26 protein-coding genes are annotated in these 24,331 nt (G+C 31.2%); 8 read left to right on the forward strand and 18 right to left on the reverse strand.

Features of this window, described 5'->3' with window-relative positions; translation table 11 throughout:
• Nucleotides 1-52: 52 nt before the first annotated feature.
• The 3 genes from xerD to ER639_RS03030 all read right to left on the reverse strand — a co-directional run bounded on the left by xerD (nt 53) and on the right by ER639_RS03030 (nt 2,201).
• A complete protein-coding gene (gene xerD, locus ER639_RS03020) occupies nt 53-940 on the reverse strand; it encodes a site-specific tyrosine recombinase XerD (protein ID WP_129064272.1) in 888 nt (295 codons plus the stop codon).
• A gap of 73 nt (nt 941-1,013) precedes the next feature.
• Complete coding sequence (gene fur / locus ER639_RS03025; protein WP_129064273.1) at nt 1,014-1,496, reverse strand: ferric iron uptake transcriptional regulator; 483 nt, start codon at nt 1,494-1,496, stop codon at nt 1,014-1,016.
• A 168-nt stretch (nt 1,497-1,664) separates the two neighbouring features.
• Nucleotides 1,665-2,201 (reverse strand): NUDIX hydrolase, encoded by a 537-nt coding sequence (locus ER639_RS03030; RefSeq protein WP_129064274.1) that lies wholly within the window; start codon nt 2,199-2,201, stop codon nt 1,665-1,667.
• 101 nt (nt 2,202-2,302) lie between these two features.
• Here ER639_RS03030 and ER639_RS03035 point away from each other — a divergent pair, with 101 nt between their 5' ends.
• Both ER639_RS03035 and ER639_RS03040 read left to right on the forward strand, forming a co-directional pair.
• Nucleotides 2,303-3,238, forward strand: coding sequence for an aldo/keto reductase (locus ER639_RS03035; RefSeq protein ID WP_129064275.1), 936 nt, complete (start codon nt 2,303-2,305; stop codon nt 3,236-3,238).
• Nucleotides 3,235-4,164 carry an alpha/beta hydrolase gene (locus ER639_RS03040; RefSeq protein ID WP_129064276.1) on the forward strand — a complete coding sequence of 310 codons (930 nt, stop codon included), beginning with the start codon at nt 3,235-3,237 and terminating at the stop codon, nt 4,162-4,164. Before ER639_RS03035 ends, ER639_RS03040 begins: the two co-directional genes overlap by 4 nt.
• A 30-nt stretch (nt 4,165-4,194) precedes the next feature.
• Here ER639_RS03040 and ER639_RS03045 read toward each other — a convergent pair whose 3' ends face one another.
• Nucleotides 4,195-4,944 carry an SDR family NAD(P)-dependent oxidoreductase gene (locus ER639_RS03045; RefSeq protein WP_129064277.1) on the reverse strand — a complete coding sequence of 250 codons (750 nt, stop codon included), beginning with the start codon at nt 4,942-4,944 and terminating at the stop codon, nt 4,195-4,197.
• Between the two features lie 90 nt (nt 4,945-5,034).
• On the opposite strand from ER639_RS03045, the gene proC reads away from it, so the two are divergent.
• Complete coding sequence (gene proC, locus ER639_RS03050) at nt 5,035-5,844, forward strand: pyrroline-5-carboxylate reductase (protein WP_129064278.1); 810 nt, start codon at nt 5,035-5,037, stop codon at nt 5,842-5,844.
• A 29-nt stretch (nt 5,845-5,873) separates the two neighbouring features.
• On the opposite strand, the gene rnz is transcribed toward proC, so the two are convergent.
• On the reverse strand, nt 5,874-6,797 hold the full coding sequence (rnz, locus tag ER639_RS03055) for a ribonuclease Z (protein ID WP_129064279.1): 924 nt from the start codon (nt 6,795-6,797) through the stop codon (nt 5,874-5,876).
• 105 nt (nt 6,798-6,902) lie between these two features.
• Here rnz and zwf point away from each other — a divergent pair, with 105 nt between their 5' ends.
• The 3 genes from zwf to ER639_RS03070 all read left to right on the forward strand — a co-directional run bounded on the left by zwf (nt 6,903) and on the right by ER639_RS03070 (nt 10,002).
• Nucleotides 6,903-8,384, forward strand: a complete 1,482-nt coding sequence (zwf, locus tag ER639_RS03060) for a glucose-6-phosphate dehydrogenase (protein WP_129064280.1) — start codon at nt 6,903-6,905, stop codon at nt 8,382-8,384.
• 65 nt (nt 8,385-8,449) lie between these two features.
• Nucleotides 8,450-9,115 (forward strand): hypothetical protein, encoded by a 666-nt coding sequence (locus tag ER639_RS03065; RefSeq protein ID WP_129064281.1) that lies wholly within the window; start codon nt 8,450-8,452, stop codon nt 9,113-9,115.
• 47 nt (nt 9,116-9,162) lie between these two features.
• On the forward strand, nt 9,163-10,002 hold the full coding sequence (locus ER639_RS03070) for an AraC family transcriptional regulator (RefSeq protein ID WP_129064282.1): 840 nt from the start codon (nt 9,163-9,165) through the stop codon (nt 10,000-10,002).
• 35 nt (nt 10,003-10,037) lie between these two features.
• Here ER639_RS03070 and gndA read toward each other — a convergent pair whose 3' ends face one another.
• The gene (gene gndA, locus ER639_RS03075; protein ID WP_129064283.1) at nt 10,038-11,441 is read right to left on the reverse strand and encodes an NADP-dependent phosphogluconate dehydrogenase; all 1,404 of its coding nucleotides are present in this window, start codon (nt 11,439-11,441) and stop codon (nt 10,038-10,040) included.
• Between the two features lie 58 nt (nt 11,442-11,499).
• On the reverse strand, nt 11,500-12,606 hold the full coding sequence (locus ER639_RS03080; RefSeq protein ID WP_129064284.1) for a M20/M25/M40 family metallo-hydrolase: 1,107 nt from the start codon (nt 12,604-12,606) through the stop codon (nt 11,500-11,502).
• Nucleotides 12,607-12,705: 99 nt separating this feature from the next.
• Between ER639_RS03080 and ER639_RS12630 the strand changes: the two genes are divergently transcribed.
• On the forward strand, nt 12,706-12,810 hold the full coding sequence (locus ER639_RS12630) for a stressosome-associated protein Prli42 (RefSeq protein ID WP_483306221.1): 105 nt from the start codon (nt 12,706-12,708) through the stop codon (nt 12,808-12,810).
• Between the two features lie 26 nt (nt 12,811-12,836).
• Here the strand turns inward: ER639_RS12630 and ER639_RS03085 are convergent, their stop codons facing one another.
• The 7 genes from ER639_RS03085 to ER639_RS03115 form a co-directional block, all read right to left on the reverse strand.
• A complete protein-coding gene (locus ER639_RS03085; RefSeq protein WP_129064285.1) occupies nt 12,837-13,805 on the reverse strand; it encodes an aromatic acid exporter family protein in 969 nt (322 codons plus the stop codon).
• Nucleotides 13,806-13,810: 5 nt separating this feature from the next.
• Nucleotides 13,811-14,248 carry a BrxA/BrxB family bacilliredoxin gene (locus ER639_RS03090; protein WP_129064286.1) on the reverse strand — a complete coding sequence of 146 codons (438 nt, stop codon included), beginning with the start codon at nt 14,246-14,248 and terminating at the stop codon, nt 13,811-13,813.
• Nucleotides 14,249-14,336: 88 nt separating this feature from the next.
• Nucleotides 14,337-15,590 (reverse strand): dihydrolipoamide acetyltransferase family protein, encoded by a 1,254-nt coding sequence (locus tag ER639_RS03095; protein WP_129064287.1) that lies wholly within the window; start codon nt 15,588-15,590, stop codon nt 14,337-14,339.
• Nucleotides 15,591-15,601: 11 nt separating this feature from the next.
• A complete protein-coding gene (locus tag ER639_RS03100) occupies nt 15,602-16,585 on the reverse strand; it encodes an alpha-ketoacid dehydrogenase subunit beta (protein ID WP_129064288.1) in 984 nt (327 codons plus the stop codon).
• 2 nt (nt 16,586-16,587) lie between these two features.
• On the reverse strand, nt 16,588-17,568 hold the full coding sequence (locus tag ER639_RS03105; protein ID WP_129064289.1) for a thiamine pyrophosphate-dependent dehydrogenase E1 component subunit alpha: 981 nt from the start codon (nt 17,566-17,568) through the stop codon (nt 16,588-16,590).
• A gap of 14 nt (nt 17,569-17,582) precedes the next feature.
• Nucleotides 17,583-18,995 (reverse strand): dihydrolipoyl dehydrogenase, encoded by a 1,413-nt coding sequence (gene lpdA, locus ER639_RS03110; RefSeq protein ID WP_129064290.1) that lies wholly within the window; start codon nt 18,993-18,995, stop codon nt 17,583-17,585.
• Nucleotides 18,996-19,087: 92 nt separating this feature from the next.
• Complete coding sequence (locus tag ER639_RS03115; protein ID WP_129064291.1) at nt 19,088-20,185, reverse strand: Glu/Leu/Phe/Val dehydrogenase dimerization domain-containing protein; 1,098 nt, start codon at nt 20,183-20,185, stop codon at nt 19,088-19,090.
• Nucleotides 20,186-20,502: 317 nt separating this feature from the next.
• On the opposite strand from ER639_RS03115, the gene ER639_RS03120 reads away from it, so the two are divergent.
• Nucleotides 20,503-20,763: a DUF2627 domain-containing protein gene (locus ER639_RS03120; protein ID WP_129064292.1), complete on the forward strand. Its 261-nt coding sequence runs from the start codon at nt 20,503-20,505 to the stop codon at nt 20,761-20,763.
• A 14-nt stretch (nt 20,764-20,777) separates the two neighbouring features.
• Here the strand turns inward: ER639_RS03120 and ER639_RS03125 are convergent, their stop codons facing one another.
• From ER639_RS03125 to ahrC, 4 genes are read right to left on the reverse strand one after another with little or no spacing between them, the layout of a single operon-like run.
• Nucleotides 20,778-21,494: a glycerophosphodiester phosphodiesterase family protein gene (locus tag ER639_RS03125; RefSeq protein ID WP_129064293.1), complete on the reverse strand. Its 717-nt coding sequence runs from the start codon at nt 21,492-21,494 to the stop codon at nt 20,778-20,780.
• Entirely contained in the window at nt 21,487-22,161 is a 675-nt protein-coding gene (locus ER639_RS03130; RefSeq protein ID WP_164993338.1) for a response regulator, read from the reverse strand. Before ER639_RS03130 ends, ER639_RS03125 begins: the two co-directional genes overlap by 8 nt.
• Before the next feature lie 5 nt (nt 22,162-22,166).
• Complete coding sequence (recN, locus tag ER639_RS03135; RefSeq protein ID WP_129064295.1) at nt 22,167-23,840, reverse strand: DNA repair protein RecN; 1,674 nt, start codon at nt 23,838-23,840, stop codon at nt 22,167-22,169.
• Nucleotides 23,841-23,852: 12 nt separating this feature from the next.
• Nucleotides 23,853-24,305: a transcriptional regulator AhrC/ArgR gene (ahrC, locus tag ER639_RS03140; protein ID WP_129064296.1), complete on the reverse strand. Its 453-nt coding sequence runs from the start codon at nt 24,303-24,305 to the stop codon at nt 23,853-23,855.
• Nucleotides 24,306-24,331 lie beyond the last annotated feature (26 nt).

A 24,331-nucleotide genomic window follows, 5' to 3' on the forward strand; every position in this document is an offset into this window, starting at 1 on the left:
TGATGATTTTGATTGTTTTGATTATCTTTTAGTTCTTCATTCATTCTTCCACCTACGCCCTTGGATGTGATTTTTGATATACTTCTCTTATTTTGTTCTTACTTATATGAGTATATATTTGTGTTGTTGAAATATCTGCATGACCTAACATTTCCTGCACTGCTCTTAAGTCTGCACCATTCTCAATTAAATGAGTCGCAAAAGAATGCCTTAATGTATGTGGTGTTAATTTTTTAGTAATACCTGCATCCATGCCAATTTGTTTTAAAATTTTCCAAAAGCCTTGTCTTGTTAATGGTTTACCATGAAAATTTAAAAATAATGCATCGGTCATTTCTTTCTTTAGCATTAGATATCTTGTTTGCCTTAAATAACCATCAAGCAATTTGATCATACGATTACCAATTGGAATAATTCTTTCCTTATTTCCTTTACCTATGACACTGACAAATCCCATCGTTGTATTTACTTGGCTCACTTGAAGTTGTATTAACTCACTGACACGCATACCAGTTGCATATAACAACTCTAACATGACCAAATCCCTCTGACCTGTAACTTTCGATGTATCTGGCGTACTAAGTAACTTATCAACTTCATCTATTGTTAAAGTATCTGGTAATGTCTGTTGTACTTTCGGGGCTTCCATTATAATCGTTGGATCTTTTACGGCATAACGTTCTCTCAATGCAAATTGGTGAAATCCTCGAATGGATGCTTGAGCCCTTCTTAATGTTTTAGGAGATTTACCTTCGTCCTTTAAATGTCCTAAAAACAATGTGATTGTAAAACGATCGATATTATCAATAGAACCGATTTTTTCATTACTTAAAAATGTTAAATATTGCGTTAAATCTCGTCTATAAGATGCTACCGTATTTTCACTTAATCCCTTTTCAATTTTGATGAAATGCAAGAATTCATCCACAATACGCTGCATATGCTCACCTCTCAACTAGTTTACCATAATAATTTTATTAGAAACAAAAAAATTGGTTGATTTACCAACCAATTTATTCACTAATTTTATTTGATTTTAAACTATCTATTGTGATACCTTCTGCAGCACATTTTTTGCATATGCCATGGAAAGTTAGTCTATGATCTACAATTTGAAATTTAAATTGATTTTCAACTTTCTTTTCGACATCTTCCAGTAAGTCATCCTCTATTTCCTCAACTGATCCACAATGCATACAAACTAAATGATGATGAAAATGCTTTGCGCCTTCTTTACGCAAATCAAATCTCGCAACACCATCTCCAAAGTTGATTTTATCGACAACCTTTAATTCTGCTAACAATTCTAAAGTTCTATATACCGTTGCAAGGCCAATCTCCGGAGCGCGTTCTTTAACTTTTAAGAAAATATCTTCTGCACTTAAATGATCCGCTTCATTTTCTAATAACACTGTAACAGTAGCTTCTCGTTGCGGTGTTAACTTATAAGATGCATTATGTAATTGTTCTTTAATTTTCTCTATTCTATCTTGCATATTGAACACTCCTAAAGATATTTCGTAACTTTAAAATAGCAGTAAATGAGCAATTTTGCAACGATTATTCATTATTAATTTAGAATCATTTTAATGTATTTTTCAAAATTAGAAATAAAATATATATTATCAAAAATCATTATAAATAAATCTCAAATTAAAATATTTTTACGATAGACAGTTTGTTAAGTAATATTGAACAGCGATAATCGTCTTTGCATCTTGAAACTTACCTTCAACTAACCATGATTTCATTTCTTCAGTAGTTAGCCAAAATTTTCTTACAAATTCATCTTCATCTAAACTAAGTTCATTTTGTTCAAATAAATCATCAGCTAAAAATAAACTTACATATTCATTACAAAATCCAGGTGATACATAAAAATCAAATAGTTTCTTTATATTTTTACTTGAATATCCTGTTTCTTCTTCTAATTCACGTAATGCTGTATTTTCTCTTGTTTCATTGGGTTCTAGTTTCCCTGCAGGAATTTCAATTAAAGTATGTTCCATTGCTTTACGATACTGTTCAACAAACAATACCTTATTATCCTTAACAGCAAGAATACAAACAGCCCCTCTATGTTTAACGATTTCACGAATACTTTCTTGATCATTCGGTAATTTTACTTGATGTTTTTCAACAGTAATCACTTTTCCTTCAAAAATTGTTTCTTGTTGAATTGTTTTTTCTTCAAACTTCATATTTTTCACGCATCCTTTTATCATGTTAATATAATTATATGACACCAATAGCATATCATGAAACATTCATAAAATAATATAAAAGTACTAAAGGAGGACTTATGAAAATAATACAATCTAAACATAATATCCAATTGTCTCAATTAGGATTCGGTGCTATGAATTTACCTTTAGAAGACACAAATCAAACAGAAAGCATTCTAGATACAGCTCTTGATAATGGTATTACATATATTGATACAGCAGATTTATACCAAAAAGGGCAAAATGAAATTGCAATCGGACGCTTTATGAGGCAACGTAAAAATAGACATAAAATAACACTTTTATCTAAGGTAGGAAATGAATTTAATCCACTCAACGATGAAGTAAAGTGGAATCCTTCGAAAGAATATATTATGAGCGCTATCAAAGATAGTTTATCGAGACTGCAAACTGATTATTTAGACATGTACTTATTACATGGCGGCATGATTGAAGATAATAAAGATGAAACAATTGATGCTTTTGAAACATTGAAAAAAGAAGGTTTAATAAGAAGTTATGGGATTTCTTCCATTCGTCCAAATGTTATAGATTATTATATAAAGCATAGTAACATTGACGTCATTATGATGCAGTTTAATCTCTTTGATAATCGTCCACTCGATATTTTACCTAGTTTAGTAAACAACAATATTAAATTACTTGCTAGAGGACCACTATCAAAAGGTGTTTTAACTGATAAATATGCCACTATTTCAAATAGTAAATTTAATGATGGCTTTTTAGGATTTTCTAAAGATGAAATGATTTCTACGATTCAAACATTAGAAAATCAGTTTCAACTACCCATTCAAACCATTGCTATGTTATATCAATTAATCTATTCAAATGGTGCAATAGTATGTGGTGCATCCAAATTAGAACAATTAAATAAAAATATAGAACATTATCATTCAGCAGTTCAATTTTTAACTGAAACTAATATTGATACATGTAAAAATATTTTTGAAACGCATGTGAAATCTATTGTGTATAAGGAACATTTAGTATGAAATGGATAAAAACATTAAGTTATCTTTCAATTACAATTACTGGTATTGCGAGTGTTATTGGCTACATCGCTAGTCAAAATGTATTAAATTTTAAATTACGAGATGTTGAGGTTATTAAAAGAAGAGAAATAAAAGCAAAACGCTATGATGAAGACAAGTTCAATCATTTAAATCCGATAAATGTTAAAATACTCTCTAAAAATGGTTATATGTTGAATACTAAAATTGTTAAAAAATATGACCATGACTATTTTATGATTTTTTGTCATGGGGTGACTGAAAACCATATTACAAGTGTGAAATATATGAACATGTTTTTAGATCTCGGATTTAACGGTGTTATCTTTGATCATCGTAGACATGGGCAAAGTGGCGGTCTTCACTCTACTTATGGTTATTATGAAAAATTCGATTTAGAATCGATTATCTCATATTTAAAATCACAATATGGCTATGACATTCATTTTGGAATACATGGTGAGTCTATGGGTGCGGTTACCACATTATTATATGCTGGCGAACTTGCTAATGAAGCGGACTTTTACGTCGCCGATTGCCCTTTCGCAAGTTTTGAAAATGAATTAAATCATATCATAAAACAAAAATCAAAAATTACTTCAAGTACATTTTTACATTTACTGAACCTATTCCTTAAATTAAGAACAAAGTTTTCACTATATGAAGTGTCGCCAATTAGAGTGATTCAAAATATTGAACAACCAATCTTATTTATACACTCTAAGCCCGATACTTTTATTCCATATACAGATTCAGTGAAATTATATAATAAGAAAATCGGCAAAAAAATGAAATGGTACCCAGAACATGGTGGTCATGCATCAAGTTTTAATGTCAATCCTATTACTTATAAAAAGAAAGTCACTCAATTTCTTGAGACGTTCGATTTATTACCTAAAGAAAAATAAAAATAAGTGTGCATGATTTGAAATGCACACTTATTTTTGTTTGGTAAGTAATAATGGTTTAATTAGTTTTTCTATTGATCTCGGTGCGATTTGTATTGAATTTAAAGCCATTAACATCCATATTGGCGCATTGATTTCAATTTTTTGCTTTTCAATACCCTTTAGAATGCGCAATGCTAATTTGTCTGGATTTAACTTTATAATTTCGATAAGTGGATTTTTATTTGCGTGTGCTTTTTCATGAAAAGGTGTTTTTATTGGGCCTGTGTTTACAGTCATAATATGATGATTTGTTTCTAAACGCAGTGCATTTAAAAATTGATAAAATCCAGCCTTACTGCTTGCATATATAGATGCATAAGGTGTTGAAACTTTAGCGGACATACTAGTAATACCTACGATTGTTGCATTATGAGATAACTTTGGTAAACAATACTTTAATAAAAGGATTGGCGCAAGGAAATTCACATGTATGATGGATTTGATATCTTGTACACCATGCGATTCAAATGATTCAAATAATCCAACACCTGCATTAAGCACTAAGATATCAATATTTTTATCAAATTCAAATTGATCAATCGATTCAATTTGATTCATATCTATAATCGAGTAACTGAACTGACCTTCGCACGTTGCAAGTTCATTTTGTATAGTGATACATTTCTTTTCATCTCTCGCAATACAATGGACATTATGGCCTTTTTCAACATATAACCTTACCAAGGATAATCCTAAACCACTTGTTCCCCCAGTGATGACGATATTCTTTTTATTCATACTAACCTCTACATATATTGGTTTTAATTTTTCACTATATTTACTATAATTTAAAATAATGCAACAGTAAATCAAATAAGGGGGCGCATTATGAAAATAGTTTTTTACGGTGCAGGAAATATGGCAAGTGCAATATTTCACGGATTGATCGAAAGTAGTGTTCTAAACAGTCATGATATTTATTTAACCAATCGCAGTAGTGAGCACTTACTTGCGGCATACAAAGAAGAATTAAACGTTAATTACAGTTATGATGATGACACTTTATTAGAAGATGCAGATTATGTATTTTTAGCAACAAAGCCTTATGATTTTGGAAGCTTAGCAGAACGCATTAAGGATAAAATCAGACCTGAAAATCATTTTATTTCTATAATGGCAGGTATTAGTATTCATCAAATTAAAACAGCACTTAATACCTCTAATCCAATTGCTAGAATCATGCCAAATACCAATGCACAAGTCGGTAAATCTGTTACTGGTATCACATTTAGTCAAGAAATTGATGCAAATCATAAAAAAGAATTATTTAAAATATTAGATTCATTCGGTACAGCAATCGAAGTCGAAGAAGAAAAATTACATCAAATCACTGCGATTACTGGTTCTGGTCCAGCATTTTTGTATTATGTTTATGAACAATACATTCATGCTGCCAAGCAAATAGGATTAAATGAAGCGGATTTAGATCAAGCTATACGACATTTAATAATCGGAACAGGTCAAATGCTTGAAAGTAGTGATTTGGAAATTGAAAAATTACGTGAAAATATCACTTCTAAAGGTGGTACAACTAAAGCAGGACTGGATGCATTAAGAAAGTATCCTATTGATGAGATATTTGTTGATTGTTTGAACGAAGCTGTAAAACGCAGTAAAGAATTGTCTAAAGAATCATAAAAAAATCAGTGGTATTGACCACTGATTTTTTATATTTCATAGCTTTCGAAATCATTTACAAGTTGAAAATTCAATTCTGGATTTTCAACTTGTATTTTATTTTTTAACACTTCAATTTCCTCTTCAAGATATCGATTACTGATATGATTTAATAAGAATTGCTTTACGTTTGATTGACTGTTTAATGCGATAATATCTTGGATATGAGTATGGTAATATTTATGGCTCAAATCTAGTGGACCATCTAAATAAGTACATTCATGTATGACAATATCTGCATTTGAAACTAATATCAATTCATTATTACAAGGCTTTGTGTCACCAAAAAAGACAATAATTTTACCAGGAATATTGTCTGTTCTAAAATCTTTTGTTCTTAACAACTCACCGTTATAATCTACATATTCTTGAGATTTAAATAATTGGTATATTGGACCAGGATAAATTTGTTTATTTTCTAATTTCTCTTGAATAATATTGCCAATTGTCTCTGGAAATTCAATACGATAACCATAAGAATCAATGCCATGATCTAATAACAATGCTTTGATTTGAATACCATCAATCGCCGTATTAAATTCATTTTCACTTAACTCAATAACTTCAATCGGATAATTCAAATGCGATCCGCTCACATTTAAAGTCATTTCAATAAATGTCTTAATTCCTTTTGGACCATAGATTGTCAGTAACTTACCCTCCCCACCTTGAAAACTTCTTGATGTTAATAAACCTGGTAAACCAAATATATGATCGCCGTGCAAATGCGTAATAAATATTCTTGTTAATTTTGATAATTTAATATTTGTATGTAAAATTTGATGTTGAACAGCTTCACATGCATCAAATAGCCAATATTCTTGTTTAATCGGATTTAACTCTAAAATTGTTGATTGTGTATGTCTGAATTTTGAAGGCAATCCAGCACCTGTGCCTAAAAAATGAACTTTCATAAAATTTAACCCTCCACCATCGAATATTATAGCATGTTTTAATTGTATTTTGATGCATTGTATGGAAAAATAAAAAAGACTAATAAAGGAATCGAGGTTATTCATTTGGATATCGAAAAACAAAACATACCATGTCTGATTACGATTTTTGGAGCAACTGGTGATTTAAGTCATCGTAAACTTTTTCCATCATTATTCCATTTATATCAACAAGACAATTTAAATGAAAAAGTAGCTATAATTGGTGTCGGTCGACGTGATTGGTCAAATGAAAAATTTCGCTCAGAAATCAAATTATCTATTGAAAAATTTGTGAAAGACACACATAAATTAGAGGACTTTTTAGAACATGTTTTTTATCAATCACATGATGTAAATTTAAAAGAAAGTTATGATAATCTATTACAACTTTCTAATGAATTAGACAATCAATTTAATTTAGAAGGCAATCGCTTATTTTATTTAGCAATGGCCCCAGAATTCTTCGGAACAGTATCAGATTTTCTAAAATCTTCTGGATTAACAAAAGTGAAAGGTTTTAAACGATTAATTATCGAAAAACCATTTGGAACTGATTTAAAAAGTGCTGAAAAACTAAATACGCAGTTAAGAAAATCATTTAAAGAAGAAGAAATCTATAGAATAGACCATTATTTAGGAAAAGATATGGTGCAAAATATTGAAGTTATCCGTTTTAGTAATGCGATGTTCGAACCATTATGGAACAACAAATATATTTCTAACATTCAAGTTACCTCTTCAGAAATATTAGGTGTAGAAGATCGCGGTGGTTACTATGATAAAAGTGGTGCTTTAAAAGATATGGTGCAAAACCATATGTTACAAATTGTTTCATTACTCGCTATGGAACCCCCTATTTCATTAGCATCTGAAGATGTTAGAAATGAAAAAGTAAAAGTATTACGTGCCATTAGAAATATCAAACCAGAACATGTGCGTTCTTATTTTGTACGTGGACAATACGATGAAGGTGTCATTAATGGTGAACCTGTTCAACGTTATCGTGATGAGGATAATGTGGATCCAAATTCAAATACCCCTACCTTCGTTGCTGCAAAAGTATTGATCGATAACTTTAGATGGGCAGGTGTTCCATTCTATATCCGTACGGGTAAACGCATGAAAGAAAAAGAAATTCGTGTCGTTGTTGAATTTAAAGAAGTACCAATGAATTTATATTATGATCGTGATAAACAGCTTGATTCTAACTTACTGGTAATTAATATCCAACCAAATGAAGGTATTGAACTTCATTTAAACGCAAGAAAATATATTGAAGGTATTGATACGGAACCAATCAAATTATCTTATGCAATGACTGCTCAAGATAAAATGAACACAGTAGATGCATATGAAGGATTGATTTATGATTGTTTACGTGGGGATTCTACTAACTTCACGCATTGGGAAGAACTTAAAGCCACTTGGGGCTATGTAGATACTGTAGCAAATTACTGGGATGAACACCCCGCTCCTTTCCCGAACTATCCAGCTGGCAGTAATGGACCAATCAAAAGTGAATTACTATTAAGCCGAGATAATTTCAGATGGTGGGATTTTAATTAATCTTTGAAAGCTTTGTCCTATGGATGAAGCTTTTTTTTATTGGAAAGTTATTATATACTAAGTCAATGAGACCAATTGACAAAAATAACTATAAACAATTTAATTCGCAAGATTTTGATGCATTGTTGAGGATAGAAACAGAGAATGCAATTCATTCTTTTACCAATCATCATAATAATCGTTATGAACCCACACACTATCATGATTTATTAATGATAATTGAAATCATTCAAAAAAATAATCTATATCAATATCCAAATTATCAAAATACGCTTGTAGATTTTGGTTCGGGTCTTTTACGTGTACCAATCACATTTCAATATTTCTTAAATTTTAAAGTTAAAGGTATTGAATTAAACAAGCAACTTTATTTGTTCAGTCTTAACAATTTATCTCAATATCAACTTGAACATCAAAATACATCCATAAATGTCTATAACCTAAATGCCCTTGATTATCAATTTAAAATAGATGATACACATTTATTCTTTTTCAACCCTTTTAGCGAGCATATATTTAAAAAGGTAATAGAGAGCTATATAGAAATGTTAGAAAGTAATGAAGAAAATTTACAAAAATTAAAGCATTATATTATTTTGTATTTTCCTACTTATGAATACGAATTGTTAATGTCGTTTTATCCACAATTTCAATGTATTGAAACGTTACATTTAGAGGATTTCGATATCGATTCAAGAGAAAAAGTTTTATTTTTCGAATATAAAAATTAAATTTGTATATATTAAACCTAAACATTTATTAAGAAGTTGGTGACAATTTGCAATCTATATCAATCGTACAACGCGCAATTGTATATTTAGAAGACCATTTATATAAACCATTTGAAATCGAAAAAATGGCTGAATATATTGGTGAAAATACTTATATCATTAATCAAACATTTATGATGTTAACAGGCTATGATATTGAACGTTATTTAAACAATAGAAGAATGACAGAAGCAGCATATTTATTAAGACAAGGTAATTACCGATTAATTGATATTGCAATGAAATTTGGTTACAATGATGCACATAGTTTTAGTAATGCATTTAGTGACCATTTTAATGTTTCTCCAATTCAAGTAAGGCAACAATTTCCTAGTCAAAAGCTTTTGCACCGCTTATATTTAAAAATCGATGTCACAGAAAATAAGCCTTTCAGCTTCGATATAATTCAAAAGGAACGAAAAAATCTCATTGGCCAATTATATGAATATAAAGGCATTGATTTGATTGATCCATTTTTGATTGCAGATACACTACATAGTTTTTATCATGATGCAAAAACTAAAAAATTATTAAATCATCGAAGTGAAGATTATGTATATATTGCGACACAAATTTATGAACAACAATTAAAGATATTTATAGGCGTTGCATCTGAACGTACTTATGATTACGAAACATTTATTATTCCTAACGGTGAATATATGTGTATTGAACATAGAGGTCATATCGATTATTGTATTAATGAAATTTGGCAATCTAAGGAACAACAAATTAATTTAAATTTATACACTAATTTAAATGATGTTCACATCTATCAATTTAAGCATGATATTAATTTTGAACATGGACAAAACAAAGTAGTTGCGTGGTTTCCAATGCAAATATAAAGAGAGCTAGACTTTTGAGTCTAGCTCTCTTTATATTATTTCCATTTACTATGGAATACGCCCTCTTGATCTTTTCTTTCATAAGTATGCGCACCAAAGTAATCACGTTGAGCTTGAATTAAATTTGCAGGTAAATCAGCTGTTCTATAGCTATCAAAATAGTTGATAGCTGCAGCAAATCCTGGTACAGGTACACCTGCTAGAATAGCAGTTGCACTTACTTTACGTAAATTTAATTCGTATTTTTGTACGATTTCTTTAAAGTATGGATCTAATAATAAATTATTTAATTCTGCATTGTTATCATATGCATCTTTAATTTTTTGTAAGAATTGCGCACGGATAATACATCCTTCACGCCAGATCATTGCTAAATCTCCTAATTGAAGATTCCAATTGTATTCTTTAGAAGCTTCTTTCATTTGCGTAAATCCTTGTGCATAACTACAAATTTTACTCATGTATAATGCTTGGCGAATTGCTTCTAAAAATTCTTTTTTATCACCAACAAATGGTGTTGTTTCAGCTGTAAATGTTTTAGATGCAACGACACGCTCATCTTTTTGAGCTGAAATGCAACGAGCAAACACCGACTCAGTAATGATTGATAAAGGAATACCTAAATCTAATGCATTAATAGAAGTCCATTTACCAGTACCTTTTTGACCAGCTTTATCTAATACTTTTTCTACTAAAGGTGTGCCATCCGCATCTAATTTCTCAAAAATGTCAGCAGTAATTTCGATTAAGAAGCTTTCTAACTCACCTTGATTCCATTCTTTAAAAGTAGCAGCAATTTCTTTATGATCCATGCCTAGCACATTTTTCATTAAGTCATAGCTTTCTGCAATTAATTGCATATCAGCATATTCAATACCATTGTGTACCATTTTTACGTAGTGTCCAGCACCATCTGGACCAATATATGCAACACATGGTTTACCATCTGATGCTTTTGCAGAAATGGCCTCTAAAATTGGTTTAACTAATTCAAACGCTTCTTTTTGGCCACCTGGCATGATTGAAGGTCCTCTTAATGCACCTTCCTCACCACCTGAAACACCAGTTCCAATAAAGTTAAAGCCCTTTTCAGATAAATATGCATTTCGACGAATTGTGTCATTATAGTTCGTATTACCACCATCAATTAAAATATCGCCTTCATCTAATAATGGAATTAAACTGTCGATTGTTTTGTCTGTTGCTTCCCCAGCTTTAACCATCATCATAATTTTTCTAGGTGTTTCTAAACTTGAAACAAATTCTTCAAGTGAATATGTTGGGAAAATATTTTTTCCTTGTGATTCTTGTACCATTTCGTCCGTTTTTTCTTTTGAACGATTATAAACTGAAACAGTAAATCCTCTTGATTCTATATTCCAAGCTAAGTTTTTTCCCATTACCGCAAGTCCGATAACACCAATTTGTTGTTTTGTCATATTAAACCTCACCTTAATTTTTAATACCTATACTATATCATGAAATAATGATTATTTCTTATACTAACTTTACTATTTCAATAGTTTGAGCAAGTAGTGCTTCTAATTCTTCAATTGGCATACGTTCATTCACTGTATGAATCTGTTCATAACCAACTGACAATACCACTGTAGGCACTCCATAGCTGTTGATGTAATTCGCATCACTACCTCCACCAGAAGTTGCTACTACAGGTGTACGTCCAATTTTAACAGCTGCTTGCTTAGCAATATCAACGACTTTACTATTTTCATCAATTTTAAAACTTGGGTAACTTACTTTCAATTCAACGTTTGCTTCACCACCTAAAGATGCTGCAGCGGTTTCAAAAGCTTGTTTCATATGCTCTAATTGATTTGTCATTTTATCTTGCTCTAAACTACGTGCTTCACCAATAATTTTACAATAATCAGCAACGATATTTGTTTTATCGCCACCTTCAATACGACCAATATTAGCTGTTGTTTCTTCATCAATACGACCAAGTTTCATATTGCTTACTGCATTTGCTGCGATTGTAATCGCTGAGATGCCTTTTTCTGGCTCAATTCCCGCATGTGCTGTTTTACCTATTAATTCAGCGACAATAGAACCGTTAGTAGGAGCAGCAACGACAATGCCACCTACTTTATCTCCTGAATCCAACGCAAATCCATATTTCGCCTTTAAATGTTCAGGATTTATTGCACTAGCACCGACTAAATGAGATTCTTCACCTACAGATATCACAAATTGAATATCTCCATGCTGAATGTTTTTTTCTTGTAAATGACGAATCAATTCAATCATTACAGCAACACCAGCTTTGTCATCCGCGCCTAAAATTGTACTTCCATCTGTATGAATCACATTATCAGTAATGATGGGTTCAATACCCTTACCTGGTGTGACTGTATCCATGTGGCAAGAAAATAAAATAGGTTCGATTGATGAATCACCTTTTAATGTAGCAAATAAATTTCCTGCACCAAAGCCAGTTTTTTGTTGTGTTTCATCTTCAAATACTTCTAAGCCTAAAGATTCAAATACTGATAATAAATGATTACAAATCTCTCTTTCATTCCCTGTTTCACTGTCGATTTTTACCAATTCAATAAAAGTATCAACTAATCTTTTATTTTGCATAGTATCACTCCTTTTTTCATTATTATAACATTGATTAAAGTTTAGTTTTAAGTATATGTTTGCTATAATAATAGAAAATTCACATGAAGGAGTAATCTTATGGGAAATAAAAATATCATGAGAATATTAATTATCATATTATTAATAGTGATTGTTTCAGCTTTAATCTTAAGTGCTGTATTACCTTACTTAACTGGATACTAAAAAACCAGCCGTTTTGGCTGGTTTTTTTAGTATAATTTTAATGATCCAAACTTAGACTTAATATTTAAATACTCTTCAAGCTCATTTAACAATTGAATCGCCGCAGCTCTTGAGTTTAATTGTTCAGTCGTTTTTGGCAAAGGATGTTGATCCATGTTCAGTTGAATTTCATACAAATCATGTAAACGAATTGCAGTATAGTTATTGCTAGAAATATTTCTAGAACAATCCATTAAAAGTTCACTACAATGTAAATGCAATTTCTCTTTACAGTCAATTCGATTGATTAATCCCATCATGCGTTCAATAATATCTAGTTGATTTTGTCTCATATCAAAATAAAAATAATAAGAATTTTCATTTCGTGAAAAATGATTTTCAACCTCATTAAAAGCCAGTGATTTAGCAGAAGCTATCGTTTTCTTCACTTTTTCTAATTTTGAGACATCCAAAATCATTTCTGGATACTTTAGTGCATCACTTAATTCTGCCATCAATACTTGAAACTCACGTTCAATCGTATCTTTATAATTTTTTAACATTTTATCATGTTTTGGCATAATTAAGTTTAATAACAATCCGATACCAATACCGATACAGAGCAATAAAAACTCATTCAATAAAAACTCAACAGTAATATTAGGTTGGTTGAAACAATGGAGCATCATAACACAACTAGTCACGACACCTTCTTGCACACCAAACATCACTGTGATAGGGATAAATAATAATACCAATAATCCAATGACACCCGCTTCGTGCCCCATATATGTAAAAAATAAATAGGACATCAATAAAGCCATTATACAAGAAACAAATCGTGCACTTGCAGCTTCAACTGATTTCATTTTTGTATTTTTTACACAAAGTACCACTAATATTGCTGCAGAGGAGTAATTTTGAACACCTAACATTTTAGCAATATATACACCTAACGCCATACCAAACGCTGTTTTTACAGTTCTAAGTCCTATTTTATAAGGTTTTAATTTCACAAATATTATCTTTCCTCACAATGTTCTTCAAATAACGCTTGAATACTTGTGATGACACTCATAGGATCGTGTCCTTCAATTTCGTGACGTTCAATCATTTTTACGATTTTTCCATCTTTAAGTAAGGCAAATGATGGGCTTGAAGGTGGATATCCCTCAAAATAATCACGTGCTTTCGCAGTTGCTTCTTTGTCTTGACCTGCAAAAACAGTTACTAATTGATCTGGTAATTTATCATAGTGAATCGCATGAGCAGCTGCTGGTCTTGCAATACCACCTGCACACCCACAAACTGAATTAATCATAACGAATGTAGTACCTGGTTTGCTAAATGATGCTTCAACTTCTTCTGGTGTTGTTAATTGTTTGTAACCAGCACTTTCAATTTCTCTTCTTGCGTTACCGATAAATTCTTCCATATATAAATTAAAATCCATTTCCATACTTAAACACCTCATAATATTTTTGATATATTCATCATACAAAAATACGCCTTTAAAATCTAGCTTTTGATTTTAAAGGCGTCATTTATTATACTAATTCATTTTCATCAATATTTTCTAATTGATGTTTAATGTGGTTTAAAAATTGACCTGCCATTAATCCATCTAGCATTCTATGGTCAATAGATAAGCACAAGTGACACATATCACGAATACCTATATTTCCATCGATCACTTCTACACGTTTTTTAATCGTTTCAACTTGTAAAATGGCTGCTTGTGGATGATTTATAATACCCATAGACATTACAGAACCAAATGCCCCTGTATTATTAACAGTAAATGATCCACCTTGCATATCAGAAACATTTAATTGGTGATTGCGACCTTTATTCGCAAATTCATTCACTTTTTTTGCAATCCCCTTAATAGACAATTCATCAACATGCTTGATTACTGGCACATATAGTTTATCATCACTCGCAACTGCAATTGAAATATTAATCTCTTTATTTAATATGATTTCATCTGATTGCCAAGTTGCATGCATCATTGGATACTTCTTTAATGATTTCGCGACTGCTTTTATAAAAAAGCTAAAATACGTTAAAGAGAATCCTTCATCTTCCTTAAATTTTTCTTTGTACTTGTTTCTTATATTGACCAAATTTGTAACGTCTACTTCAATCATCATCCATGCATGTGGAATTTCTTGAACAGATTGTATCATTTTGTTCGCAATGCTACGTCTCACACTATTGATTGGTATTGTCTGAATCGTTTGTAAAGTATCTTTTTCCACGTATTTCTTTGGAAGAGGTTTACTGTCTGTAGGATTTTTTTGTATTTCATGAATTACCTCGTCATTCTTTTGTGTTTCTATAAATTTTAGCACATCATTCTTGGTAACACGACCTTCAAATCCAGTACCAATAACATCATTTAACTCAATTTGATGCTTAGATGCTAATTTAAATACAACAGGGGAATATCGTCCGTTGTTTTTAAATTTTTGTTCTTCATTATTTATTTGTGGATATATTTCATTTGTTTTCTCTTGATGAATTCCTTCTTTTATTGTTGCTTGTTCTTCTTCAGGTTTATTATTACTTTTTGTATCAATTTTACAAATAACAGTGCCCACTTCTACAGTCATTCCAGCTTCAACAAGGATTTCTTGAATAACTCCAGTCGTCGTAGATGGCACTTGAGCAGTGACTTTATCTGTAATGACATCACAAATTGGATCATACTCATTTATTTTGTCTCCAGGTTTTACTAACCATTGGTCAATTGTCCCTTCATGTACACTTTCTCCTAATTTAGGCATTTTAATATCCATTTAAATTCCTCCTAAAATTCAGCTAAAGCCCTAGCAGCTTGCTCTATTTTTTCTGAATTGACCATAAAGTAATCCTCTAATGGCGGTGAATATGGCATTGCTGGTACATCTGGGCCTGCAAGTCTTTTTATAGGGGCATCTAAATCAAACAAACAATTTTCTGCGATGATGGCTGAAACTTCACTCATCACACTGCCTTCTAAATTATCTTCAGTAATCAACAACACTTTACCGGTAGAAGTCGCTGCTTCAATAATACTTGGTTTATCAAGGGGGTATAGCGTTCTTAAATCGACCACTTTAATACTGATGCCTTCTTTTTCAAGTTGATTTGCAACTTCTAATGCATAATACACCATCAAACCGTAAGTTATTATTGTTAAATCAGTGCCTTCTTTTTTTATACTGGCTTTGCCAATTTCAACAACATAATCATTTTCAGGAACTTCACTTTTCAACATGCGATATGCTTTTTTATGTTCAAAAAATAATACTGGATCATTATCACGAATAGCTGCTTTCATCAATCCTTTTGCATCATATGGATCCGATGGAATTACAACTTTTAATCCCGGTGTAGATGTAAAAATCGCTTCTATCGATTGAGAGTGATACAATGCCCCATGAATGCCGCCACCAAATGGTGCTCTAATCGTCAATGGACAGTGCCAATCATTATTCGAACGATATCTAATTTTTGCCGCTTCATTTACGATTTGATTTGTTGCAGGAAGAATATATTCAGCAAATTGTATTTCTGCAATCGGTCTTTTACCAACCATCGCTGCACCGATACTTGTTCCAACGATATTTGATTCTGCTAATGGGGCGTCAATTGAACGATATGGACCAAATTGTTCATAAAGTCCTTTTGTAACACCAAAGACCCCACCCTTTTTACCAACATCCTCTCCAATAACAAATACATTATCATCTCTAACCATTTCTTCATTTATTGCCGTTTTAATTGCTTCTAAATAGCTTAATTTCGCCATGATTAACCTCCATAAACGTGCGTTAAACACTCAGATATTTCTGGGTATTTTGCTGCTTTTGCTTGATTCGTAGCATCATCAATGATTGATTTAATGTTTGTTTCCATTTCTTCTATCAATTTTTCGGTTAGAATATCTTTAGTTATCAAAAAGTTTTTAAATAACAATAAGCAATCCTTCTCTTTATTATTCGCCCTTTCATCTTCTGTACGATATTGATCATCGTCATCAGAAGAATGAGGTGTTAATCTTGTCGTCATCGCTTCAATTAAAGTAGCACCTTCTCCTCTAATTGCTCTTTCTCTAGCAGCTTTTACAACTTCATAAACTGCAATAGGATTATTTCCATCAACTTGAACCCCAGTGATGCCATAGCCAATCGCTCTATCAGATAGTTTTTTAGCAGCATATTGTAATGATGAATGGACACTAATTGCATAATCATTATTTTCAATGACACATATAAATGGTAATTGATGCACACCTGCAAAATTTAACCCTTCATGAAAATCCCCTTGGTTCGATGATCCTTCACCGAGCGTTGCTATAGCAACTTGATTTTTGCCATCCATTTTAAATGCTAAACTTGCACCAACTGCATGTAATATTTGTGTTGCAACACAAGAACCTTGTGTCATAATCCCTAAGGACTTTTTGCTAAAGTGGCTAGGCATTTGTTTACCACCGCTTGAAGTGTCACCTTCTTTAGCAAATGCAGACATCATTGTTTCCAATGGCGTAATTCCTAAATGAGTGATAAATGCTAAATCCCTATAATAAGGAGCTGAAATATCGCCTTCTTTTAATGCAAATGCCATCCCTATTTGAGTCGCCTCTTGTCCTTGACAGCTTATGACAAACGGTAATTGACCAGAACGATTCAAAAGCCATAAGCGCTCATCCAATCTTCTACCTAGAAGCATTGAATAAAACATTTGCTTTAAATCCTCTTTTGTTAAATCTGTATTTTGTAAATCAAACATATGAAACCTCCAAATTAATAATGAATAGCTTTATCCACGGATGCAAGACCAATCTCATTTAATATTTCTGACATCGATGGGTGTGCGTGAACACTTGAACCTAATTCGTATCCCGATGCGTTCATAAACTTTGCTAATGAAACTTCGTTAATCATTTCAGTTGCCTGTTTGCCAATCATACTTACACCTAAAATATCATTTGTATGTTTATCAAATATCATACTTGCGAAACCTTCTGCATTGTTTTCAATGAGTGCCATTCCAATGGCTTTAAACGGTATTTTCACTTCTATAATTTCATATCCTAATTTTTTTGCGCTTTCTTTTGATAATCCTACTGAAGCCATTTCTGGATTCGAATAAATACACCTAGGTATTTGGTTTTCTAAAATTGGTATTGGCACTAAATCGTTCATCCATTCAACCGCTGTGATTGCTTCTTTTGCTGCAACATGAGCAAGTTGTAACCCACCGATAACATCACCTACTGCATAAATATGGGTTTCACTAGTCTGATATCGATCATTAACGACAATCATTTGCTTTGCTGTCTCAATTTTTGTGTTTTCTAACCCAATATCATCACTGTTTGGTTGTCTACCAATGGCTATTAACATTTTTTCAAATGTTAATGTTTCATTAATATTTTTAAGCTTTAAAGTCACATTTTCATCGATATCAAAATCATGTTCATTCAACTGACAATTAAATATGAAACGCACACCTCTAGCTTCCAGTGCTTTTTGTAAAAGCTTTGTATAAGCTTTATCTTCATTCGGTAATATAGTATCTCCTGCTTCAAGAACGGTTACTTTGACGTTTAAATCTGCTAAAAATGATGCAAATTCAATGCCGATAACGCCTCCACCAACAATACCAATAGATTTAGGTAATTGTTCTAACTTCATAAAATCATCACTAGAAATAATATTTTTGTTATTAAAAGGTAAAAATGATAATGGTTTTGGTCTTGAGCCTGTGCAAATTAACACGAATTTATTTTGAATCAATTCACTTGAACCATCTTCAAACGAAACAGAAACAGTGCCTGCTCTTGGTGAAAAAATAGATGGTCCAAGTAGTCTCGCAGTACCATTAATTACTTTAATCTTATTTTTTTGTACTAAATACTCAATACCACGATAAAGTTGTTCAACAATGTTATTTTTTCTTTCTTGAATTTTTTCAAAAGAAAATTTTGGTTGAACTTCATCTATGCCAAAAACATTTGCATGTTTCATATCATCAATCATTTTTGATGTTTTTAAATATGTTTTTGTTGGAATACAACCTTGATGTAAACAAGTGCCACCTAATTTATTTTTTTCAATTAGTGCAACGTGCATGCCCAATTGGCTAGCACGTATTGCAGCAGTGTATCCAGCAATACCTCCACCTATAATCACCAAATCAAATTCTTTTTCCATAACTCTCACCTTTCACTAGGTATTATTACCTGGTACTAATTATAACGCAAAAAAAATAATAACGGAAATAATTCCGTTATTATTCATTAAATTTATTTATTTCTTCTTGAAATTAATGAATGCTCATTCATACTAAATGTACTACGAACACGCATCATTTGGTCGATTCTTTCTTCTGCCATTCGTTCTGCAGCTACAGCAGTAGAAATATTATCACGTTTAGCAATCGTAAATACTTTGTCCATTTGATCATAAATTTCATTTATTTTCTTTGTTGCACGGTCCTCATTATATCCATTTAATTCATCAGCAACATTAATCACGCCGCCAGAATTCACGACAAAGTCCGGCGCATAAATAATACCACGACTTGCCAACATATCTGCATGTTTCATTTCTTTTAATTGGTTATTCGCAGAACCACATACTGCTTTAACTTTTAATTGCGGAATTGTTTCATCATTTAAGATTGCACCTAAAGCACATGGTGCAAAAATATCTGCATCAACACTATAAATTTCTTCTGGCTTTACTGCCGTTGCCCCAAAGTCATTAACTGCTCGATCAATAGATTCTTGGAATATATCAGTTACAATTAATTTTGCACCCTCGTCATGAAGGTATTTACATAAAGTATAAGATACATTACCCACACCTTGAACAGCAACAACTTTATCTTTTAAATCGTCAGTACCAAAAGCCTCTTTCGCTGTACGTTTCATTGCTTTATATACACCTAAAGCTGTCATTGGACTTGGATTTCCTGAAGACCCATAACTTTCTGATAAACCAACTACAAAATCTGTTTCTTCATGCATAATATCCATGTCATTAACTGTGGTTCCAACATCTTCAGCTGTAATATATCGTCCATTTAAACTTTGAATATATCTACCTAGCGCTCTAAATAAAGCCTCTGATTTATCTTTTTTAGGATCTCCAATTACAACTGTTTTCGCTCCCCCAAGATTAAGCCCTGCAGCTGCATTTTTATAAGTCATTCCTCTAGCAAGACGTAATGCATCTTCAACAGCTTCTTCTTCAGTAGCATATGGCCACATACGGCATCCACCTAATGCTGGACCTAATGTTGAATCATGAATGGCAATAATTGCTTTTAATCCACTTGCTTTGTCTTGACAGAAAACGACTTGTTCATAATCATATTGCTCTAATGTTTTGAAAATCATAATTTTATCCCCTTTTATAAAATTAATTTTGATTCCTTATTTTATTTTACCTAAAAACTAAAATATGTAAAACAAAAATATTACATTTAAAAATTCTGAAAATTAAACTCCTTTTTTCACAATAATACATGAGTACTTTAAACAACTAAAACGCTTACAAGATAAATCGATGTAAAAAACATATTTTAATACAATTATAAAATATTATCTCTATTGATATTCTAATATAATATATAAAACTATACAGTCATGTGTAAAATCAAATTGAGTGTATTGTTATTTCTAATTTGATTCTATATAATGTAATTGGTGATTAAATGAAAAAAATAATAGCATTATTAATTTTAGTAATTCCAATATATTTAGCAGGTCTAGGAATAAAGTGGATGAGAGATGCAGTTTTTGGTGTATTGACACCTGAGCTACACTATATTTGGTTACAATTTTTAATTGGTTTTTTATTAATGTGTTTGGGTGTTAGTTTTGTGGGTGGCTACATACTCCATATAGAAAAAAAATCTAAACGTGCTCAAGAGAAATTTTTAAAAACTACAAACCATTATCAAAAAAAAGGTTGATGTCTGCTTTGACATCAACCTTTTAACATTGCTTTTAACTTTACAGCCAATTCAACATCGTCTGTAATAATGGCATCTACACCTTGTTTTAAATACTTAATCATTTTTGATTTCTGATTCACTGTATATAATCTTAATTTCGTTTTATCACCCATCAATTTTCTTAAATCTGCCGTAAACAATTTTCTGTGATTAGGATGCAATCCGTGTACATGATTTAATTTTATTTTATGATGATGCATCTTTTTAAAAGAATCAAATAAATAAGCCGTTTCAATTTCAGGATCTATTTGATGTATGATTTCTAATGCATTTTCATTAAACGATGAGATGACTATACGATCTGATAAGCTGTATTGATGAATCAATTGAATCAATTTCTTTTCTAATACGCCTTCTGTAATACCTTTAATTTCAACATTGATAAATAAAGACGTTGGTTTTACCCATTTAAAAAATTCATTGATTGTAGGTACTTGTTCAAATAATTGATCTGCACGCTTAATTTTTGCTTTTTGAACTTCTTTTAATGTCATTCCATTTACTTTACCAGAAATATTTGTCGTTCTTTTTAAATCATCATCGTGTATGATAATAATATGATGATCTTTTGTCATATGAACATCTAATTCAATACCTTCTGCACCGAAAACAAGCGCTTTCTTAAAAGCAATCATCGTATTTTCAGGATATAATTTAGAATAACCTCGATGTGCAAAAATTTTAGTCATGATTACTCCTTATATATTCAATCATTTCACCAATTTTTGGTTTAAAGTAAGTTCCTACTTTATTCATTTTTATCTCTAATCCGTTAGTCCAAGCTTTTTCAATCGCAGTGCGAATAGAACGTTCTACACTTGCATTACTAACACTATATTTTTTAGCAACTTCGGGATATAGAAATGTAGTCAATTCATGAATTTTTTCTGGATTTTTTTCAATGATTTCTAATGCAGTCATTAAGTATTTTGTCCCTTTTAACTTTTCTGAAAAGTAATATTCATTTAAATTAATATGTTGTTTATCGATAATTTTGGTTTTACAAATTAATTCAATAGTTTCTATAATATTTTCATAATTGATGGGTTTTAAGATAAAGTAATTAGCACCAAGTTGTAGACTTTCTTGTAAGACTTCATCATTCCCGAACGCACTAAAACAAATGATTTTATAATTTCTGTTAGGTGAAATGTGGTGTTTTAATAAAGTCAATCCGTCTATATGTGGCAATATTAAATCTAACATTAATAAATCAAAGGTATAATTTTGAATCAGTTCAACTGCGTCTCTTCCATTGTGACACATTGCAACAACTTCAATATCAAACTTTTCTAAATAAGTTTTTAATGCATTTGCCACATCTTTTGAATCTTCAATAATTGCTACCTTTAACACCACGATCACCCTTTATTTTTATTTTGCATGATGAGCTCTTTTGCATGTTCTAATGTTAAAGGCGTTACTTCCACACCAGAAATCATACGTGCCACTTCTTCAATACGTTTTTCTTCATTTAGTTCGGTTACTTTAGTAATTGTTCGATCTTCAATTTCTTGCTTTTCAATAAATAGATGTTGATCACTAATTGCTGCGACTTGAGGCAAATGAGAAATACAAATGACTTGCAAATGTTTCGAGATATCATGCATTTTTTCAGCCATTTTTTGTGCTACTTTTCCTGATACTCCTGTATCTACTTCATCAAACAAAATCGCTGTTTTACCTTTTGATGAAGCAAAAATTGTTTTTAATGCCAACATCATTCTTGATAGTTCACCACCAGAAGCAATTTTATTTAATGGCTTCATCGGTTCTCCTTTATTAGGACTAATCATAAACTCTAATGATTCTATCCCTGTTGCCGTAGGTTCAGTTTTAGTAAAATACATTTCAAAATTTGCACTTTTCATTTCTAAGTAATGAATCTCTGATAAAATCGCTTCACGCAATTTTTGAGCGACAATACGTCTTTCTTTTGCTAATTGTTTACCCTTATCCATTAATTTAGATTTGATTGTTTCAATTTCTAATTTAAGTTGACCAGTTGATTCATCAATATTTTCTATTAGATGAATTTCATCTTGTAATTGATCAGTAAAGACAATTAACTCATTTAATGATTTTCCATATTTTCGTTCTAAATGTCTAATTTCATTCATTCTTGTTTCTAATGCATTTAATATTTCCTCATCAAATTCATTAGATTGAATTTCATTATGTAAACGATGTTTAACATCTTCTAATATGTAATAAAAATTTTCAGATTGTTCTAATGTCTCTTTGTAATCATCATTTAAAATATCATTTACATCTTTTAAATGTTCATTAAATGAAAACAACATATCAATTAAATTTTCATCTTTATTGAGCAATTGAATCGACTGTGTTAATGCAGCATTCAATTTTTCAAAATTTCTTAATCGATTGATTTCTTGCTCTTTTTCAATATTTTCATCTTTAATAAGTGCTTTAGAAACTAATTCTTGATGTTGAAATCGAATCATGTCTAAACGTTGTAATAATGCTTCGTCTTTTTGCTCTAACTTTTTCAAACGCTCCATTTTGTCCATGTATTGTTGATACAATTGCTCATATTCAGTTTTAATATCATCATATTGACCTTTTGCAAATTCGTCTAGAAGCGTTAAGTGATATTTGGCTTTTAATAAACTTTGCGTTTCATGTTGGCCATGAATATCTAATAACTCTTGCATCACTTCTTTTAATTCTGTTAGCGTGACAGTTTGATTATTAATTTTGCATAAACTTTTGCCAGATTTTAATATTTCTCTTTTTACAATCATAAAGTCATCTAATAATATATCTTTAGCAATAAGCATCGCCTTTACATTTTCATTGTGATCGATATCAAAGATACCTTCAACAATCGCTTTATCTTGGCCATGCCTTACTAAATTTTGACTTGCTCTTACACCTACAAGTTGGCCAATCGCATCGATAATAATTGATTTACCAGCACCGGTTTCCCCACTTAATACCGTTAAACCTTGCTTTAAATCAATTTCAAGCGATTCGATAATCGCAAATTGCTTTATTGATAATGTTTGTAACATTCAATTCCTCCATTAAAGCATGTTAAATAATCGTTCAGTAACAGCTTCCCCAGCCGTTTTATCCTTACAAATAATTAAACAAGTATCATCTCCACAAATTGTTCCAATGATTTCTTCCCATTCCAATTGATCTAAAATTGCACCAATAGATTGCGCATTACCTGGTAATGTTTTAAGTACAAGGAGATTATCAGCACCTTCTAATTTTACAAAAGAATCCATTAAATATCTTCCAAGCTTGTCTAATGGATGAAACTTTCGATCTCTAGGCAGACTATAAATGTATTGACCACTTGGAGTTGGTACTTTAATTAGCTGTAATTCTTTAATATCTCGAGAAATCGTAGCTTGAGTTACATTTAAATTATATTCATTTAACTTCTCTACTAATTCTTCTTGCGTTTCAATTTGTTGATTTGAAATAATTTCTCTGATTTTAATTTGACGCATCGTTTTATTCGCCATAATGATTTCCCCCGAATGTATATTTA

The sequence above is a fragment of the Macrococcus sp. DPC7161 genome (assembly GCF_004117835.1).
Taxonomy (GTDB): domain Bacteria; phylum Bacillota; class Bacilli; order Staphylococcales; family Staphylococcaceae; genus SDSC01.

What these genes read in the sequence shown, in the direction of transcription:
- xerD (WP_129064272.1), bottom strand. Translation starts at nt 940, where the DNA reads ATGCAGCGTATTGTGGATGAATTCTTGCATTTCATCAAAATTGAAAAG.
- fur (WP_129064273.1), bottom strand. Translation starts at nt 1,496, where the DNA reads ATGCAAGATAGAATAGAGAAAATTAAAGAACAATTACATAATGCATCT.
- ER639_RS03030 (WP_129064274.1), bottom strand. Translation starts at nt 2,201, where the DNA reads ATGAAGTTTGAAGAAAAAACAATTCAACAAGAAACAATTTTTGAAGGA.
- ER639_RS03035 (WP_129064275.1), top strand. Translation starts at nt 2,303, where the DNA reads ATGAAAATAATACAATCTAAACATAATATCCAATTGTCTCAATTAGGA.
- ER639_RS03040 (WP_129064276.1), top strand. Translation starts at nt 3,235, where the DNA reads ATGAAATGGATAAAAACATTAAGTTATCTTTCAATTACAATTACTGGT.
- ER639_RS03045 (WP_129064277.1), bottom strand. Translation starts at nt 4,944, where the DNA reads ATGAATAAAAAGAATATCGTCATCACTGGGGGAACAAGTGGTTTAGGA.
- proC (WP_129064278.1), top strand. Translation starts at nt 5,035, where the DNA reads ATGAAAATAGTTTTTTACGGTGCAGGAAATATGGCAAGTGCAATATTT.
- rnz (WP_129064279.1), bottom strand. Translation starts at nt 6,797, where the DNA reads ATGAAAGTTCATTTTTTAGGCACAGGTGCTGGATTGCCTTCAAAATTC.
- ER639_RS03065 (WP_129064281.1), top strand. Translation starts at nt 8,450, where the DNA reads ATGAGACCAATTGACAAAAATAACTATAAACAATTTAATTCGCAAGAT.
- gndA (WP_129064283.1), bottom strand. Translation starts at nt 11,441, where the DNA reads ATGACAAAACAACAAATTGGTGTTATCGGACTTGCGGTAATGGGAAAA.
- ER639_RS03080 (WP_129064284.1), bottom strand. Translation starts at nt 12,606, where the DNA reads ATGCAAAATAAAAGATTAGTTGATACTTTTATTGAATTGGTAAAAATC.
- ER639_RS12630 (WP_483306221.1), top strand. Translation starts at nt 12,706, where the DNA reads ATGGGAAATAAAAATATCATGAGAATATTAATTATCATATTATTAATA.
- ER639_RS03090 (WP_129064286.1), bottom strand. Translation starts at nt 14,248, where the DNA reads ATGGAAATGGATTTTAATTTATATATGGAAGAATTTATCGGTAACGCA.
- ER639_RS03095 (WP_129064287.1), bottom strand. Translation starts at nt 15,590, where the DNA reads ATGGATATTAAAATGCCTAAATTAGGAGAAAGTGTACATGAAGGGACA.
- ER639_RS03100 (WP_129064288.1), bottom strand. Translation starts at nt 16,585, where the DNA reads ATGGCGAAATTAAGCTATTTAGAAGCAATTAAAACGGCAATAAATGAA.
- ER639_RS03105 (WP_129064289.1), bottom strand. Translation starts at nt 17,568, where the DNA reads ATGTTTGATTTACAAAATACAGATTTAACAAAAGAGGATTTAAAGCAA.
- lpdA (WP_129064290.1), bottom strand. Translation starts at nt 18,995, where the DNA reads ATGGAAAAAGAATTTGATTTGGTGATTATAGGTGGAGGTATTGCTGGA.
- ER639_RS03115 (WP_129064291.1), bottom strand. Translation starts at nt 20,185, where the DNA reads ATGATTTTCAAAACATTAGAGCAATATGATTATGAACAAGTCGTTTTC.
- ER639_RS03120 (WP_129064292.1), top strand. Translation starts at nt 20,503, where the DNA reads ATGAAAAAAATAATAGCATTATTAATTTTAGTAATTCCAATATATTTA.
- ER639_RS03125 (WP_129064293.1), bottom strand. Translation starts at nt 21,494, where the DNA reads ATGACTAAAATTTTTGCACATCGAGGTTATTCTAAATTATATCCTGAA.
- recN (WP_129064295.1), bottom strand. Translation starts at nt 23,840, where the DNA reads ATGTTACAAACATTATCAATAAAGCAATTTGCGATTATCGAATCGCTT.
- ahrC (WP_129064296.1), bottom strand. Translation starts at nt 24,305, where the DNA reads ATGGCGAATAAAACGATGCGTCAAATTAAAATCAGAGAAATTATTTCA.